The organism is Pseudobdellovibrionaceae bacterium (genome assembly GCA_023954155.1).
Lineage (GTDB): Bacteria > Bdellovibrionota > Bdellovibrionia > Bdellovibrionales > UBA1609 > JAMLIO01.
On record JAMLIO010000001.1, the window covers coordinates 438501 to 453991 of the forward strand.

General features: G+C 42.4%; 15 protein-coding genes. 13 read left to right on the forward strand and 2 right to left on the reverse strand.

The window, feature by feature from the left end; all coding sequences use genetic code 11:
• Nucleotides 1-32 precede the first annotated feature (32 nt).
• Both secA and M9899_02055 read left to right on the forward strand, forming a co-directional pair.
• Nucleotides 33-2699 carry a preprotein translocase subunit SecA gene (secA, locus tag M9899_02050; protein MCO5112936.1) on the forward strand — a complete coding sequence of 889 codons (2667 nt, stop codon included), beginning with the start codon at nucleotides 33-35 and terminating at the stop codon, nucleotides 2697-2699.
• Between the two features lie 17 nt (nucleotides 2700-2716).
• Nucleotides 2717-3838 carry a hypothetical protein gene (locus tag M9899_02055; protein ID MCO5112937.1) on the forward strand — a complete coding sequence of 374 codons (1122 nt, stop codon included), beginning with the start codon at nucleotides 2717-2719 and terminating at the stop codon, nucleotides 3836-3838.
• Between the two features lie 155 nt (nucleotides 3839-3993).
• Here the strand turns inward: M9899_02055 and M9899_02060 are convergent, their stop codons facing one another.
• A complete protein-coding gene (locus M9899_02060; protein MCO5112938.1) occupies nucleotides 3994-4377 on the reverse strand; it encodes a hypothetical protein in 384 nt (127 codons plus the stop codon).
• Between the two features lie 219 nt (nucleotides 4378-4596).
• Between M9899_02060 and M9899_02065 the strand changes: the two genes are divergently transcribed.
• The 7 genes from M9899_02065 to M9899_02095 are packed head-to-tail and all read left to right on the forward strand — an operon-like array spanning nucleotide 4597 to nucleotide 10516.
• Entirely contained in the window at nucleotides 4597-5124 is a 528-nt protein-coding gene (locus M9899_02065) for a c-type cytochrome (GenBank protein ID MCO5112939.1), read from the forward strand.
• Between the two features lie 35 nt (nucleotides 5125-5159).
• Nucleotides 5160-6062: an SCO family protein gene (locus M9899_02070; protein MCO5112940.1), complete on the forward strand. Its 903-nt coding sequence runs from the start codon at nucleotides 5160-5162 to the stop codon at nucleotides 6060-6062.
• Between the two features lie 12 nt (nucleotides 6063-6074).
• Entirely contained in the window at nucleotides 6075-7037 is a 963-nt protein-coding gene (coxB, locus tag M9899_02075; GenBank protein ID MCO5112941.1) for a cytochrome c oxidase subunit II, read from the forward strand.
• 12 nt (nucleotides 7038-7049) lie between these two features.
• Nucleotides 7050-8651 (forward strand): cytochrome c oxidase subunit I, encoded by a 1602-nt coding sequence (gene ctaD, locus M9899_02080; GenBank protein ID MCO5112942.1) that lies wholly within the window; start codon nucleotides 7050-7052, stop codon nucleotides 8649-8651.
• Nucleotides 8626-9270 (forward strand): cytochrome c oxidase subunit 3 family protein, encoded by a 645-nt coding sequence (locus M9899_02085; protein MCO5112943.1) that lies wholly within the window; start codon nucleotides 8626-8628, stop codon nucleotides 9268-9270. The genes ctaD and M9899_02085 overlap by 26 nt, the downstream gene beginning before the upstream one ends.
• A 48-nt stretch (nucleotides 9271-9318) precedes the next feature.
• Complete coding sequence (locus tag M9899_02090) at nucleotides 9319-9645, forward strand: cytochrome C oxidase subunit IV family protein (GenBank protein ID MCO5112944.1); 327 nt, start codon at nucleotides 9319-9321, stop codon at nucleotides 9643-9645.
• A gap of 1 nt (nucleotide 9646) precedes the next feature.
• Nucleotides 9647-10516, forward strand: coding sequence for a protoheme IX farnesyltransferase (locus M9899_02095; GenBank protein ID MCO5112945.1), 870 nt, complete (start codon nucleotides 9647-9649; stop codon nucleotides 10514-10516).
• A 79-nt stretch (nucleotides 10517-10595) separates the two neighbouring features.
• Here the strand turns inward: M9899_02095 and maiA are convergent, their stop codons facing one another.
• Entirely contained in the window at nucleotides 10596-11252 is a 657-nt protein-coding gene (gene maiA, locus M9899_02100) for a maleylacetoacetate isomerase (GenBank protein MCO5112946.1), read from the reverse strand.
• Between the two features lie 197 nt (nucleotides 11253-11449).
• On the opposite strand from maiA, the gene M9899_02105 reads away from it, so the two are divergent.
• The 4 genes from M9899_02105 (at nucleotide 11450) to prpB (ending at nucleotide 15474) form a co-directional block, all read left to right on the forward strand.
• The gene (locus tag M9899_02105) at nucleotides 11450-12424 is read left to right on the forward strand and encodes a fumarylacetoacetate hydrolase family protein (GenBank protein ID MCO5112947.1); all 975 of its coding nucleotides are present in this window, start codon (nucleotides 11450-11452) and stop codon (nucleotides 12422-12424) included.
• Between the two features lie 142 nt (nucleotides 12425-12566).
• Nucleotides 12567-12893, forward strand: coding sequence for an RNA-binding protein (locus tag M9899_02110; GenBank protein MCO5112948.1), 327 nt, complete (start codon nucleotides 12567-12569; stop codon nucleotides 12891-12893).
• Nucleotides 12894-13053: 160 nt separating this feature from the next.
• Nucleotides 13054-14562, forward strand: a complete 1509-nt coding sequence (locus M9899_02115; protein MCO5112949.1) for an MmgE/PrpD family protein — start codon at nucleotides 13054-13056, stop codon at nucleotides 14560-14562.
• An 18-nt stretch (nucleotides 14563-14580) separates the two neighbouring features.
• Nucleotides 14581-15474: a methylisocitrate lyase gene (gene prpB, locus M9899_02120; GenBank protein MCO5112950.1), complete on the forward strand. Its 894-nt coding sequence runs from the start codon at nucleotides 14581-14583 to the stop codon at nucleotides 15472-15474.
• Nucleotides 15475-15491 lie beyond the last annotated feature (17 nt).

Consider the following 15491-nt stretch of genomic DNA (forward strand, 5'->3'; position numbering starts at 1 on the left):
CCTTGGGGGTCGCTTTTTGTTAAACTCCCAGAATGGCAAATTTATTAGCAAAAATTTTTGGTACATCCCACGATAGAGAAATGAAAAGGCTTCAGCCCTTTGTTCAAAAAATAAACGCTCTTGAACCCCAAATGGAAAAACTCACCGATTCTGAACTGCAAAATCAGACACAGATTTTTAAAGACAGATTGGCAAAAGGGGAGACCTTAGATGACATCCTCATCGAAGCTTTTGCGACCTTAAGAGAGGCCGCAAAAAGAGTTTTGGGTATGAGACACTACGATGTGCAGCTCATTGGGGGGATGACCTTGCATCGTGGCGCCGTGGCTGAGATGCGAACAGGGGAAGGCAAAACCTTGGTTGCGACCTTACCTGTATATTTGAATGCTCTTTCTGGTAAAGGCGTGCACGTTGTGACAGTGAACGACTACTTGGCTACCAGAGACTCAGAGTGGATGGGACAGTTGTACAAATGGATGGGACTTTCGGTAGGCATCATTGTGCATAACCTCAGCGATCAACAACGTAAAGAATCCTACAATTGCGATATCGTATACGGAACTAACAACGAATTTGGTTTTGATTATTTGCGCGACAACATGAAGTTCAGTGCCGAGCGTTTTGTACAGAGGGAACTCAACTACGCCATTGTCGATGAATGTGACTCGATCTTGATTGATGAGGCGAGAACGCCATTGATCATTTCAGGACCCTCAGAGGACTCTGTAGATAAGTATTACGAGATCAACAAGATCATCCCGAAGCTCCAGTTAGATGTACACTTCACAATGGAAGAAAAGTCTAAACAAGTGTCATTGACTGAAGACGGAAACGCCAAAGTCGAAGAGCTTTTGGGCGTGGATAACATTTATGACATTCAAAACATCTGGATGATGCATCACATTTACCAAGGCTTAAAAGCTCACCATCTTTTTAAAAGAGATGTGGATTATATGATTGTGGATGATGAGATTGTGATCGTGGATGAATTTACAGGTCGATTGATGCCTGGTCGACGTTGGAGCGATGGCTTACATCAAGCTGTTGAGGCCAAAGAGGGCGTAACGGTAAAAAGTGAAAACCAAACTCTAGCAACGATCACCTTCCAAAACTTTTTTAGAATGTACAATAAACTTTCTGGTATGACAGGAACTGCAGAAACTGAAGCCATGGAGTTTAAAAAGATTTATAATTTAGACGTTGTGGTGATTCCCACAAACAAACCTATTGCAAGAAAAGACTTAAACGATGTGATCTATAAAAACGAAGCGGCGAAATATCGCGCTATCGTTGAAGACATCAAATCACGAGCTGCAAAAGGCCAACCTATTCTTGTGGGTACAGTGAGCATTGAAAAATCTGAGCGACTCAGTTCGATGCTACAGAAGTACAATGTTAAACATAGTGTCTTAAATGCTAAGCACCACGAACATGAAGCAGAAATCGTAGCGCAAGCGGGTCGACTGGCTGCCGTGACCATTGCCACCAACATGGCGGGAAGAGGGACGGATATTGTTCTGGGGGGAAACTCAGAATTTATGGCCAGAAGAATCAATGCAGATGAGACGACCGAAGAGTACAAAGAAGCTCTTAGACGCTTTAAAGCCCAATGCGAAGAAGAAAAGAAAAAAGTTTTAGAGGCGGGCGGTTTGTACATCATTGGTACTGAACGCCATGAAGCAAGACGTGTGGACAACCAGTTGCGAGGTCGTGCTGGACGTCAAGGGGACCCAGGGGAGTCCAAATTTTATCTCAGTTTAGATGACGATCTTTTGCGTATCTTTAATGGCGACACGATGAAAAGGATCATGGAAAGATTTAATTTCCCTGAAGATGAACCTATTGAAGCACGCATGGTGAACCGTTCTATTGAAGGTGCACAGAAGAAAGTGGAAGGTCACAACTTTGAGATTCGTAAGAGTCTGATTGAGTTTGATGATGTGATGAACCAACAACGAACAATCATTTATGGTTTACGTCGAGAAGTGCTTCAAGGCGAAAACATTGAACGTTCAGTTTTAGACGTTATGGGGGATGTGACCTCAGATATTTTAGATAGGTATGCTCCTGAAGATGCAAAATTGTCAGATTGGGATTTAGAAAGCATGGCCTCAGCTTTGAACCGTATTGGTGTAAATTACACGGCCGCAGATTTGCAAAATATCCCTGCCCAAGACATCACAAATACAGTCAGTGCCGCAGTTAAAGAGGTATTTGATTCGCAAAAGACAAGACTTGCGAGCATTTTTGATCAAGTTGTCAGAATGGTTTACCTAGAGGCGATTGATACTTTATGGAAAGATCACTTAAAAAATATTGATAAAATTCGTGAAGGGATACATCTGCGCGCTTATGGACAGAAAGACCCTGTGGCGGAATATAAAAAAGAGGCCTTTAAAGCTTTTGAAAGTGTCTTAGCTGAAATCAAAAATACTACAGTGGAAAGAGTGTTACGAGTACAGGTGCTCACTCCTGAAGAAGTGGAGGCGAGTCGACGCGAGTTTGAAGATGAGAACCTTGATTACTCTGGTTCAGAGGATGGGGTTTCTGCTTTTGACAGCACACAAAGCCAACAACTCATGGGAATGACTCAAAATCATCAGAACTTACAAATGAATCGTGGCCCCAGTGCGCAGGATTTGAATCGCAAACAAAGACGACAGTCTGAAAAGAAAAAAAAGAAAAAATTAAAACTTTAATCATTTAAAGGAGCAAAGTGGCCCACTGTCCTTCATGTCAGACTGAAATTGGAGATGATTTTGGCTTGGTGAATTGCCCAGGCTGTGGGGTAGTGTGCTTTGTGGATTTAGATGGCAATGCCATTTTGCAAAATGAAGACTTACAAAACTTTGATACCTCTTCAATTGCAGAAGAAGTGACCGATGGCCTAGGTCTTTCATCGCAATACGATGGGGCCACAGGAACCATAGAAGATTCATCAATAGAAGAATCTTGGCAAATTGACGAAACCACCACGGAAGAAGAACCTTGGGATGGTGGGATCGCTGCGACAGAAGAGTCTCTAGAGGGTCTTGTAGAGGAAGCTTACTCAGCAGAGAGTCTTGAAGCCGACGACACCGAAGAGGTAACCGACCCTCAAGGTGTCTCTCTACAGGAAGACACGTATTCTGATGATGAGGCGAACGCTTACGAAAATTACGAAGAGGACTCTCTAGAAGATGAGCTTTTGGCGGATGAGAGTGGAACGGCAGAGACCGACGAGAGCGCGACTGAAGATTTCGGAGAAGATAACGAAGTGCAAGATCTTGAAGCGATGACATCGTCATCGGGTGGTGGGAGTGAAGACGATGATGCGTTGGACACAGGAACACCATCCCCTATGAGCGTGGATGATTTTCTAAATGAGATTGAAGTTTTTGGAGGGATGGATTCTGAACCTTTTCAGGCCTCCGCTTACTTTTTTGATATTACAATTTCAGGAATTGATTCTAAAGATATAAGAACAGAAATCTTAGAAACATTAAGCAACTCTAAACTTCGATTAGAAGAAGAGAATTTATCCAAAAAGATTGTTGCAGGACAATTACAACTCTTTCAAATCCCTGCGGTTAAAGCGGCGATCATCATTCAGAGTTTGGCGCATCTTAATTGCGAACTGGATTGGAAACTGAAAGAAGCTCAAGACTTGGGTTACGAAGATACAGGAATGGCGCTTACAGAAGATTCATTAGAAGGTGAGATCGGAGAAGAACCTATTGTCGAAGACAATGATAGCTTTGATGATTTGATCGAGAGCTACGATGATGAAGAGAGCGTGGATATTGAAGAGGTCCAAGACGGCGAAGAGTATGACTCAGGATATGAGTCTGAATCATAAAATAAAAAGTGAAGTAATAGGTAGTGTTCGGTAGAGAGTACCTGTGTCTGACGGGAGGAATCCTGATTGAAGTTCCATACTGAAAGCGCTTCACCAACCATTTACGTGGGTGAGGATGTTGGGTTACCGACAGCATGTTTTTGTGGGTAACCCACCTAAAGAGATTTAAAGTTGCCGTCTTTATTTTGCTGATTAGGATCAGACTGCTTCAGTCTTTCTTTGGCCTGCTCTTCGATCTGACGGATCTCATCAGGGTGAGGAACCATTTCTGGAGAAATCTCGACCAAAGTCCCATGTTGAAAAGAGTATTTCACCAACCATTTGCGTGGGGTGCGGCTGTGAGGATGTTTGGTTTCTGTACGATACACCCAGTGTGTGAAATTAACATCATCAATGGTTTCATCAGGTGACCCAAATCGTTGCACCACTTCAGAGGTGGACAATCCCAGTGGGGCACTCACGAGACGGTCATGTAGGCTTGCGCAACTGGTCAACAGTGCAAGGAAGCTCAAACCAAGTATGAAACCTAAGTTCTTCATAGTCTTACGTTATCAGGGATTTTAGAGTTCGCCAAATCATTTGCGGCCTAGATTTTTTCACAGAAATTCGAGTTGTAGTAAGATGAAAATCTCAAAAATTGCACAGATATTAAGCGAACTTAATCCATTTTGAAGGTGAAAATTAATTGATCATTCAGTTGATTTATTCCATTGTGAGGGGTAATTACAAAACTATACCAAATTTTAAGGAGACTGCGAATGTCCACTCAAGACCCCTACAATCGTTCAGGGTATTATATGTTTCTCGGCAGTATGGTTGCCTCGTTGTTATTTTTCTTTTATCTGAGTTTCCTTCATCCAGGCGTAAGAGGCGTAGACCACAATATTGTTAAAGACTACAACCCAGATGCAGCAAGTACAAAATTTGATTTGGCTACGGCCGAAGAGCCTTGGCTATCTTCAGACAATATGATTGCTGCGGGCAAAAAATCTTACGATGTAAACTGTGCCGTTTGCCATGCTGCGGATGGGACAGGTATCGCAGCTATGGGTGCTAGAAACCTAGTAGAAGGCAAATGGAAAAAAGGCGGCACATCCATCCATTTATTTGAGACTATCACCAAAGGTTTAGAAAGAGACCCATCGGTTCCTGGGATTATGGCTCCCTTTGGCCACCTGCCTGCAAATGAAAGATGGGCCTTGGTGCACTTCATTCGATCTATTACAAACAATAAAGCGGCCGATGATTCAGCAGAGTTAGAAAGCTTTGGTAAGGCAAATATGTAGTCCACCAAAAGGACTTCACATAAAAGAAGAGAAAAATGTTTACACAGAAGACAGTCATTATGGATTTCAAAAAGGACGGACGTCATTTTCAGTTCGGCCTTTTTGCCATACTTTGGGTTCTGTGTGCATTTCCGTTATTTGCTCAGGCTTATGACACCAAAAATCCTACGGAAGTAGACGTCGCAAGAGAAAGAAAAAAACTAGAAAATGTAGGCCTAAATCCTGATAAACTAGGCTCACAAATTGATCTTAATCTAGAGTTTGCTGACGAACACGGCAACACGGCCCCGCTTAAAGATTACTTTAATGGTGATCTTCCTGTGTTGCTGTCTCTGGTTTATTACAGATGCCCTAATCTTTGTAACTTTCACATGAACGGCGTGGTAGCTGCTTTAGACAAAGTGAAACTACAGCCCAACACTGAATATCGTTGGCTGACCGTGAGCATGGACACCGAGGAAACTCCCGAGCAGGCTTTGGATAAGAAAAAACTCTACCTTGAGCAAGAATCCAAAGAGGCTTCTACAAAAAGAGAACAGTTGGAAAATGGATGGAAGTTTCTTACGGGTTCCGAAGCCAACGTCAAGGCGCTGACTGAGCAATTAGGTTTCGCTTACAGATGGGACCCTGAGAGCAAACAATTTGCTCACGAAGCCGCTATTTATACAGTCACTTCTGATGGAACTATTGCGCAGATACTACCAGGAATTGAATTTATCCCTCAAACAATTCAGCTGACATTAGTGGATGCAGCAAAAGGGAAGATCGGCACCTTTGTGGATAAAATGTCATTGATGTGCTTCCAGTTCGATCCAAAGAGAAACAAGTACACGGTCTATGCTTACAACTTTATGAGAGCAGGAGCGGTGTTTACGGTTTTACTATTACTTATATTTTTAGGTCCTAATTTGTATCAATCGCTTAAGAGAAAGAGTTAAGGAGAATCACGCATGTTGAGTTTTTTGATCAATTCAGCTCACGCCAGCAGCTACATGCCATTTCAAGGAACTGAAATCGCACAGAAGGTAGATAGTCTCTATGGGTTTCTACTTGTAGCAAGTTTAATATCATTTCTTATGCTTATCGGCGGAATGATGTATTTTGCTGTAAAGTACAAACGTAGAACAGAAAACGATGCTACACCCAACATCACTCATAACAACATGTTAGAGTTTTCTTGGAGTTTCATTCCGTTTTTGATTTTTATGTTTGTGTTTGTGTGGGGCTTTTTGATTCACAAAGATATGCGTGAAGCTCCAGAAGGCGCGTTTGAAATTCAAGTTACAGGTTATCAATGGGGTTGGCAGTTTGATTATAAAAGTGGTGTAAGAACTAACACAGAGTTTGCTGTGCCTGTCGGTCGACCTGTAAAACTAGTTATGACCTCCACAGATGTGCTGCACAGTTTCTATGTTCCTGCATTTCGTATTAAGCAAGACGTGATCCCAGGGGCTTACACCTCTTTGTGGTTTGATGCAAAAAATCCAGGTGACTATCGCGTTTTTTGTGCTGAGTTTTGTGGAACAAGTCACTCTGAAATGCTTGCCGTATTAAAAGTTTTACCTGCAGATGAATTTGAACAATGGCTTTTAGAAAAGAGCAAAGTTAAGGATTTACCTTTGGCAGAAAGAGGACGAATTTTGGTTGAAGAGGGTACTTGTGTAGCCTGTCATAGTATGGACGACCAAAGAAAGATCGGTCCTGGCTTTGCGGGCCTATGGGGCAGTCAGCGTGAGTTTACTGACGGTACAACAGCCGTTGCGGATGAAAATTATATTCGTGAATCCATGCTGTTCCCATCTAAAAAAATTGTAAAAGGTTATGCTGATCAAATGAACGTACAAAACTTAGACGACGAACAGATTCAAGCTATCATTGAGTACTTTAAAACTCGTGCTAGCGAAACAAATTAAGGAGAGTAGATAATGGCTAATTCTACATCAGGTTTGAATTATTTAAATCATGAAAAGGGCCTCTGGTCTTGGTTAACATCATTAGATCATAAGCGTATTTCCATACTGTACTTTGTGGCGGTATTTGCTTTCTTCTTTTTAGGTGGTGTTTTTGCATTACTGTTAAGGTTAGAGTTGATTAACCCTGGGGCTTTATTTGTGACGGCTGATACGTACAACCAATTTATGACGTATCATGGCTCTATCATGACATTTATGGTGATCATTCCAGGGATTCCCGCTTTTGTTGGGAACTTCGTTTTGCCTCTACACTTAGGAGCCAAGGACGTAGCCTTTCCCAGAGTCAACTTATTGAGTTGGTACTGTCTGATTGTGGGCGCGGCCGTAGCCTTCACTTCGTTGCTGGTGGGGGGCGCTGATACAGGTTGGACATTCTATACTCCTTATAGCGTAAGCAAGTCGGCTGCAGGAACTACCTTGTTAGTTGCTGGTGCGTTCATAATCGGGTTCTCATCCATTCTGACAGGTTTGAATTTCATTGCGACAACCCATCGACTTCGCACGAAGGGTATGACCTTTTTCAACATGCCTTTGATGGTATGGGCTTTGTACTCTACAGCGATCATTCAAATCATTGCGACACCTGTATTGGGGATCACACTTTTACTTCTGATTCTAGAAAGAACTTTAGGTGTGGGTTTCTTTGACCCTGCACTAGGTGGTGACCCCGTATTGTTCCAACACTTTTTCTGGTTCTATTCACATCCTGCTGTGTACATCATGGTGATCCCTGCAATGGGTGTGATCAGTGAAGTGATCACATGTTTTGCGCGCAAACAGATCTTTGGTTACAAGGCCATTGCGTTCTCTTCAGTGGGTATTGCGGCAGTGAGTTTCTTTGTTTGGGGACATCACATGTTTGTCAGTGGTCAGTCTTCATGGGCAAGTTGGTTGTTCTCGTTAATCACTATGCTCGTAGGGGTTCCTACTGCGATTAAAGTGTTTAACTGGGTGGCCACTTTATACAAAGGCTCTATTGATTTTAAAGCTCCAATGCTATTTGCGTTAGGATTTATTTTCCTATTCACCATTGGTGGTGTGACAGGAATCATGTTGGCCACATTGCCTGTCAACGTTCACTTTCATGACACCTACTTCATCGTGGCTCACTTTCACTATGTGATGGTAGGAGGAACTTTGATGTCCATGATGGCGGCTTTATATTATTGGATGCCAAAGATGTTTGGTAAGATGTACGATCAGTTTTTAGCTCAAGTGACTTTTGTGTTTATTTTTATGGGCTTTAACGTGACCTTCTTCCCTCAATTCATCTTAGGCGCAATGGGTATGCCTCGTCGCTACTACACTTACCTGCCTGAGTTCACAAGCTTAAACGTGATCTCAACAGTAGGATCGTGGTTGATTGGTATTGGATTTTTGATCTCTCTTTATGTTGTGATTAAATGTATCCGCAGTGGACCTCCTGCTGGAGATAATCCTTGGGGTGCTAAGACTTTAGAGTGGCAGACTACGTCTCCGCCGCCGCACGAAAATTTCTATGAAACACCAGTTGTAACAGGAGGGCCGTATGAGTACAGCAGTGAATCGCACTAAGGGCGAATTTGCACATCACTTTGAAAATGCAGATGCTGAGTTTGAAGCCAGCAAATTCGGGATATGGTTATTTCTTTGCACTGAAATCTTAATGTTTGGCGGTCTGTTTGTACTGTACGCCATGTTTTCAGCTAGATATCCTGAAATTTTTGAAGAAGGCTCTAAGTTTCTAAATTGGAAATATGGTGCGGTAAACACGGTGCTTCTATTGTTCAGCTCTTTAACCATTGCGCTGTCGGTTCATTTCTTACAAAAGAACAACACAAAGGCGGCGGTGCTAAACCTGTGGATAACGCTCTTTTGTGCCGCGGGCTTTATGGGAATTAAATATATTGAGTACACGCATAAGTTTCACGATCACTTATTCCCAGGCAAGTTTTTTGCGCACGAGACTGTAGTAGATAATTTGGCCTTATATTTTTCTCTTTATTTTTCGATGACGGGCTTGCACGGCATTCACGTATTGATCGGGATGGGATTGATCACATGGGTTCTAATTAGAGCACGTAGAAATGAATTTAATTCTAACTACTACACACCCGTAGAGTGTGTAGCTTTGTTTTGGCACTTAGTGGACTTGGTTTGGATTTATTTATTCCCGTTGCTATACTTGGTTTAATAGGGCATCGGTACAAACATATTGGATTTTTAAGAAAAGAGGAAAAGTATGTCAGAGCATAATCAAAATAGTCACCATGGTGCTCATCACGTTCAACCTTTTGAACTTTATTTGAAGGTTTTTGGAGCCCTTATCGTACTTACAATCATCACGGTTTGGATTGCTCAATTTCACTTTGGAGTTTTAAACGGGTTCATCGCCATGTTTGTGGCAACGATTAAGGCAACTTTGGTGGGAATGTACTTTATGAACTTAAAGCATGACAATAAGCTTTATACGGTCATTCTTATTACTGCTGTAGCCTTCTTGTTGTTATTATTTGGCTTCTCGATATTTGATTTTGACACCAGAGTGCTGGAGACCAGCCCACTATAATATGTTCAAAGCTTATTTAGACCTTACAAAGTCAGGCATAACTATTTTCGTACTTGTATGTGGCGTAATAGGTTATGCGTTAGGGAGTCCGTACGGGGCTCCCTTTGTCTTTGAAGACATCACCACATTTATCATCGGTCTTTATCTTTTAAGCTCAGGGAGCTTGGCGTTCAATCAAGCTCAAGAGTGGACCATTGATAAAAAGATGAAAAGAACAGAAACAAGACCCATCCCTTCAGGTCTTATTCAACCTTGGCAAGCTTATGTTTTGGGGATTGTCTTCTGTGTGGTTGGAACATTGATTTTATTTATACACGGATGGATGCCTGCGCTGCTTGGGGTGCTCACAGTGGTTTTATATAACGGTCTGTACACCCTATATTGGAAAAAACGATGGTCCTTTGGTGCAGTCCCTGGTGCGATTCCTGGAGCCATGCCTGTCAGTATTGGGTTTGCCTGTCAGAACACCAATCTTTTGGATTCTTTGCACATCTATTTATTCCTTATTGTGTTTCTCTGGCAGATGCCCCACTTTTGGATTTTAGCCATCAAATTTAAAAATGATTATCTTGCGGGAGGCTTTCCTGTTCTGCCATTAAAGATTGGTGTGGAAAGAACAGTTTATCATATTGGTCTATATATGTTTGCGTATCTAGCGGTGGCCATCACAGCACCCATCACCATTGGTGCTAGGTGGGTGCACTTTTTAGTGATACTTCCTTTTGTAATTATGGTTCTATATTATTTTGTCCAATTCGTAAGACATGGCGAAAAGAAATGGTTAGGATTTTTTCTCTCCGTCAACTTCAGCATGCTCGCCTTCATCAGTGCCCCTGTCTTTGACAGAGTCTATAAACTTTTAACGCTTTAGGTATTCAATTCAAAAATTATTCAGTCAGAAAATAAACTTTCGGGTGAACTCCTCAAGATATTGGGTTTTAATTTTATACCTAGCGCAGTTCTGGAGGCGTGTCGGGCTGTTGTGAGGGTGAACCTTTGATTACGGCTTCGAGTTGGCTGAGGTTTTTATATGCTTCTGCAATTTTGGGGTAGTTTTCAAGAGTCATATTGTATCTAAAAGCGGTGTAAACCTGAGGAACTAAAAATAAATCTGCGGTTGTAACTTGCTCACCAAAGCTATAAGGGCCCGCATGTTTTGCAATCAGTTGTTCGTAAGCATAAAATCCCATGTGAATCCAATCTATGATCCATTTCACTTTTTGTTCCTCGGAAATGGCGAAATCGGACTCGAGTTTTTGTAAAGTTCGTAAGTTTTGTAAAGGCTGGATGCCACTATTGATAATTTCACAAGCGGCTCGAACTTGGCTTTTTAGATAAGGGTCTGAAGGAAAAAGAGGTGGGGTGGGAAACGCTTCGTCAAGGTACTCGATGATGGCCACAGACTGGGAAATGCTTTTTCCGTCATGTAAAAGTAAAGGCACCTCAGCTTTAGGGTTAAGTTTTTTGTAGTCGGTTGAATTTTGTTCGCCACCATTATTCAGGAGGTGGATGGGCAAATACTCATAGTTTAGACCTTTAATGTTCAATGCAATGCGAACACGAAAGGCACTAGAACTGCGAAAGTAACTGTAGAGCTGTAAGGACACAAATTCCCCCTTTTCCTTTGAAAAATAGCACTTTTTTGGCTATTAAAAAGGCGTGGCGCAAGGTTGATGAAATAGATGGCGTAGCGCGGGCTCAGATAGCATTGTGTTGATCAAACAACGTGGTGTGAGTTCGTTCAAGCTGTATTGTGTGGAGCCAGTCACGTGGTGTAGGGTCGATGAAAACGGTGAGGTGAATCATGAAGTTAGGAACACTTAAAAATAACACTCGAGACGGCGAGTTGGTTGTAGTTCGTCGTGACAATGAGGCTTATGTTAAAGTTCCCCAGATTGCGAAGACCATGCAAGACGCCCTTGATCGTTGGGAGGAGTGTAGTCCCAAGTTGGAGGCTATTTTTGCAGATCTAAATAGCAAAAAAATTGCGGGGGAAAAATTAAACCAAAGTGATTTTCACTCCCCTCTTCCACGTGCTTACCACTGGGCAGACGGGTCAGCCTTTATTCACCATATTAAACTGGTCAGAATGGCCAGAAATGCGCCTATGCCCCCCACTCTAGAAACCGTACCCTTAATGTATCAAGGGGGAAGTGATACGTTTTTAGCTCCTACTGAAGACATCCCGCAAGTGGACTTTTCCCATGGGACCGACTTTGAAGGGGAGGTGGGTGTGATCACTAAAGATGTGCCCATGGGGATTTCTCCTGAAGATGCCCTGGATAAAATCGTACTTTTTGTATCTATCAATGATGTCTCGTTGCGTGGGTTAATTCCTGCGGAATTAGAAATGGGTTTTGGCTTTTATCAAAGTAAACCCTCGTCGGCTTTTGGACCATTCGCCGTGACCAAAGACGAGTTGGGGGAGGCCTGGAAAGAAGGCCGAATTCACTTGCCTTTAGACGTGGAATATAACGGCCAGTTTTTCGGTAAGGCCAACGCCAAAGAGATGTTCTTCCATTTCGGCCAGTTGATTGCTCATGCGGCAAAGACCAGAAATTTAGCGGCGGGAACGATTATAGGCAGTGGCACGGTGTCCAATGAAGATGAATCTGCGGGGTCCAGTTGTTTGGCGGAAGTCCGAATGATTGAAAAGATCAAAACAGGCGAGTTTAAAACCCCATTTATGAAAGACGGGGATACCGTTAAAATCGAGATGAAAACCCCTAATGGCCAAAGCATTTTTGGGACAATTTTTCAAAAAGTAAAAGCCCTTTGACTATTTTTTATACTTATTAGATAAACAGAATTGTAATTTATGAATCTTGATCTTGGCCTTATGTAGTCCTGCTTCAATGTGTCCTAAATTATAGTAACTTATAGCTTGCGCAATGGGCGCAATAATTGAAGAGGAAATATATATGACTAAAATATATGTTGGAAATATCGCTTTCGGTACTCAAGAAGAAGATCTAAGAGATCTTTTTGGAGCAAAAGGTGAAGTTGTATCTGTAAAGATCATCACTGACCGCGAATCTGGTCGCTCAAAAGGCTTTGGATTCGTAGAAATGTCATCTAATGATGATGCGCAGAACGCGATCAATGATTTGAATGGCCAAGAGTTTCAAGGCCGTAATTTAAGAGTGAACGAAGCTATGGATCGTCCACCAAGACGTGATGGCGGTGGGCGCCCAGGTGGCGGCGGTGGCCGTGGCGGTCGTCCTAACGGTGGCGGCTGGGGTCGTTAATCGTAACTGATAAACAAATGTGAATTCTTTAAAAACGGGACCGAAAGGCCCCGTTTTTTTTATTTTAGCCCTAATTTTGACCCCCTTCGTGATGTTTTTTAAGGCTGTTTGGACTACTTTCATCAGCAAAATACCAACCAATACTAGGGGAGCAAAACTAATGAAAAATCATACACTTAGGGTTTATCCGTCAAAAGAAAACTTACCACGTGAAGAGCAGTTGGCTTGGAAGTTTGCCGAGTTAGCATCTGATCCCGTCGCTGTTGATAAAGACGTTGAAGAGATGATCATCAACCGTATCATTGATAATGCTTCTGTAGCGATTGCGGCGATTAACAGAAGACCTGTAGCCAATGCCAGATCGCAAGCTCTATCTCATCCTCGCAAAGGAGGAGCACAAGTTTTTGGTTTACCTAGTGAACAGACGTTTTCTCCAGAGTGGGCCGCATGGGCTAACGGAACTGCTGTTCGTGAGTTAGACATGCACGACACATTCTTAGCAGCAGACTACTCCCACCCTGGCGATAATATTCCTCCCATTCTGGCTGTGGGACAAACAATGAGTAAGTCGGGCCAAGACCTTATTCGCGGTTTAGCAACAGGTTATGAAATCCAAGTCAACCTAGTAAAGGGAATTTGCTTACATAAGCACAAAAAAGATCACATTGCTCACTTATGTCCTTCGGCTGCGGCAGGTATCGGTACCATGTTGGGTCTTCAAACAGAAAGGATCTATCAAGCCGTACAGCAAGCGGTGCACACTTGCTTTTCTACTCGTCAATCTAGAAAGGGTGAGATTTCAAGTTGGAAAGCTTACGCGCCTGCTTTTGCTGGTAAACTGGCTATCGAAGCCGTAGACCGTGCTATGAGAGGGGAAAATAGCCCATCGCCTATTTATGAGGGTGAGGACAGTGTGGTGGCTTATATGTTAGACGGCAAAAATGCCAACTACACCATTCCTCTTCCAGAAAAAGGCGAAGCCAAAAAAGCCATTCTTGAAACTTACACTAAAGAGCACTCCGCTGAATATCAATCTCAAGCTTTAATTGATTTGGCTTTTGATATGAGAAAAAAGATCAAAGATCTTTCTGCAATTAAAAGTATTGTTTTACACACTAGCCACCACACTCACTATGTGATTGGAACAGGTGCGGGTGACCCACAAAAGATGGACCCTAAAGCTAGTCGAGAAACTTTAGATCACAGTATCATGTACATCTTTGCTGTGGCTTTAGAAGATGGCACTTGGCACCATGTAGACAGCTACACTCCTGAAAGAGCGGGCAGATCTGAGACCGTAAAACTCTGGCATAAGATCAGCACAGTAGAAGATCCAAAGTGGACAGAGCTTTATCACAATCCAGATCCCAACAAAAAAGCTTTTGGTGCTAAAGTAGTTATAACATTCGAAGATGGCTCTACCCTTGAAGATGAAAAGTATGTGGCAGATGCTCATCCTGCAGGAAACCGCCCTTTTAAACGTGATAACTATATTCACAAATTTAAAACCTTAACTTCGGGAATCATTACAGATGCTGAGTCAGCGAGGTTCATTGAAGTTGTACAAGACCTTCCGAACCTTAAAGCAGGACAGCTAGGACTTCTGAACATTGAAGTTCCTTTAAAAGATCTTTTAAATAATGAACGTGATCAACGAGGAATTTTTTAATTTAAAATCGAGGTGACTTTGATCGACTTAAATGTAAACGCTGCTGATAAAAGAAAAAGACTGCGTGCCGATTTGGCTTCGGGAAAACTTTTACGTTATCCAGGAGCATTTTCCCCGCTGGTTTCCATGTTGATAGAACAGATTGGTTTTGATGGGGTGTACATTTCTGGGGCTGTGCTTTCGAATGATTTAGGTCTGCCTGATATTGGGCTGACAACTTTATCAGAAGTTGGCGCTCGAGGCAGAGCGATTGGCAGAACCACTAATCTTCCCACTATCATTGATATAGACACGGGCTTTGGTGAAACCATGAGTGCCGCTAGAACCATTCGTGAAATGACGGACCTTGGAATCAGTGGTTGTCACATTGAGGATCAAGTGAACCCTAAAAGATGTGGTCATCTTGACAACAAATCTATCGTTGAAACTCAAGATATGGTGAAAAAAGTAAAAGCCGCGTCTCTTGCGAAGACAGATCCGAACTTTGTGCTTATGGCTAGAACTGATGCCAGAGCCAGTGAAGGACTAGAGAAGGCCATCGCTAGAGCCAAGGCCTATGTGGATGCAGGTGCTGACATGATCTTCCCAGAAGCCTTGCAAAATGAAGCCGAGTTTGAAGCGTTTAGAAAAGCTGTAGATGTGCCTTTGCTAGCGAATATGACAGAGTTTGGGAAGTCTAAATTGCTGGACACTAAAACTCTAGAAAATCTAGGCTACAATATGGTGATCTATCCTGTAACAACATTGAGATTAGCGATGAAAGCCGTTGAGGATGGACTTCGCCATATCTATGAAAAGGGCAGCCAAGAACAGATCGTCGATCAAATGCAACATCGCAAACGTTTGTATGAAATTTTAAGATACGAAGATTACAATAAATTCGATTTAGATATTTTTAACTTTCGTGTGTAAAAGCACAAAAACAAAAG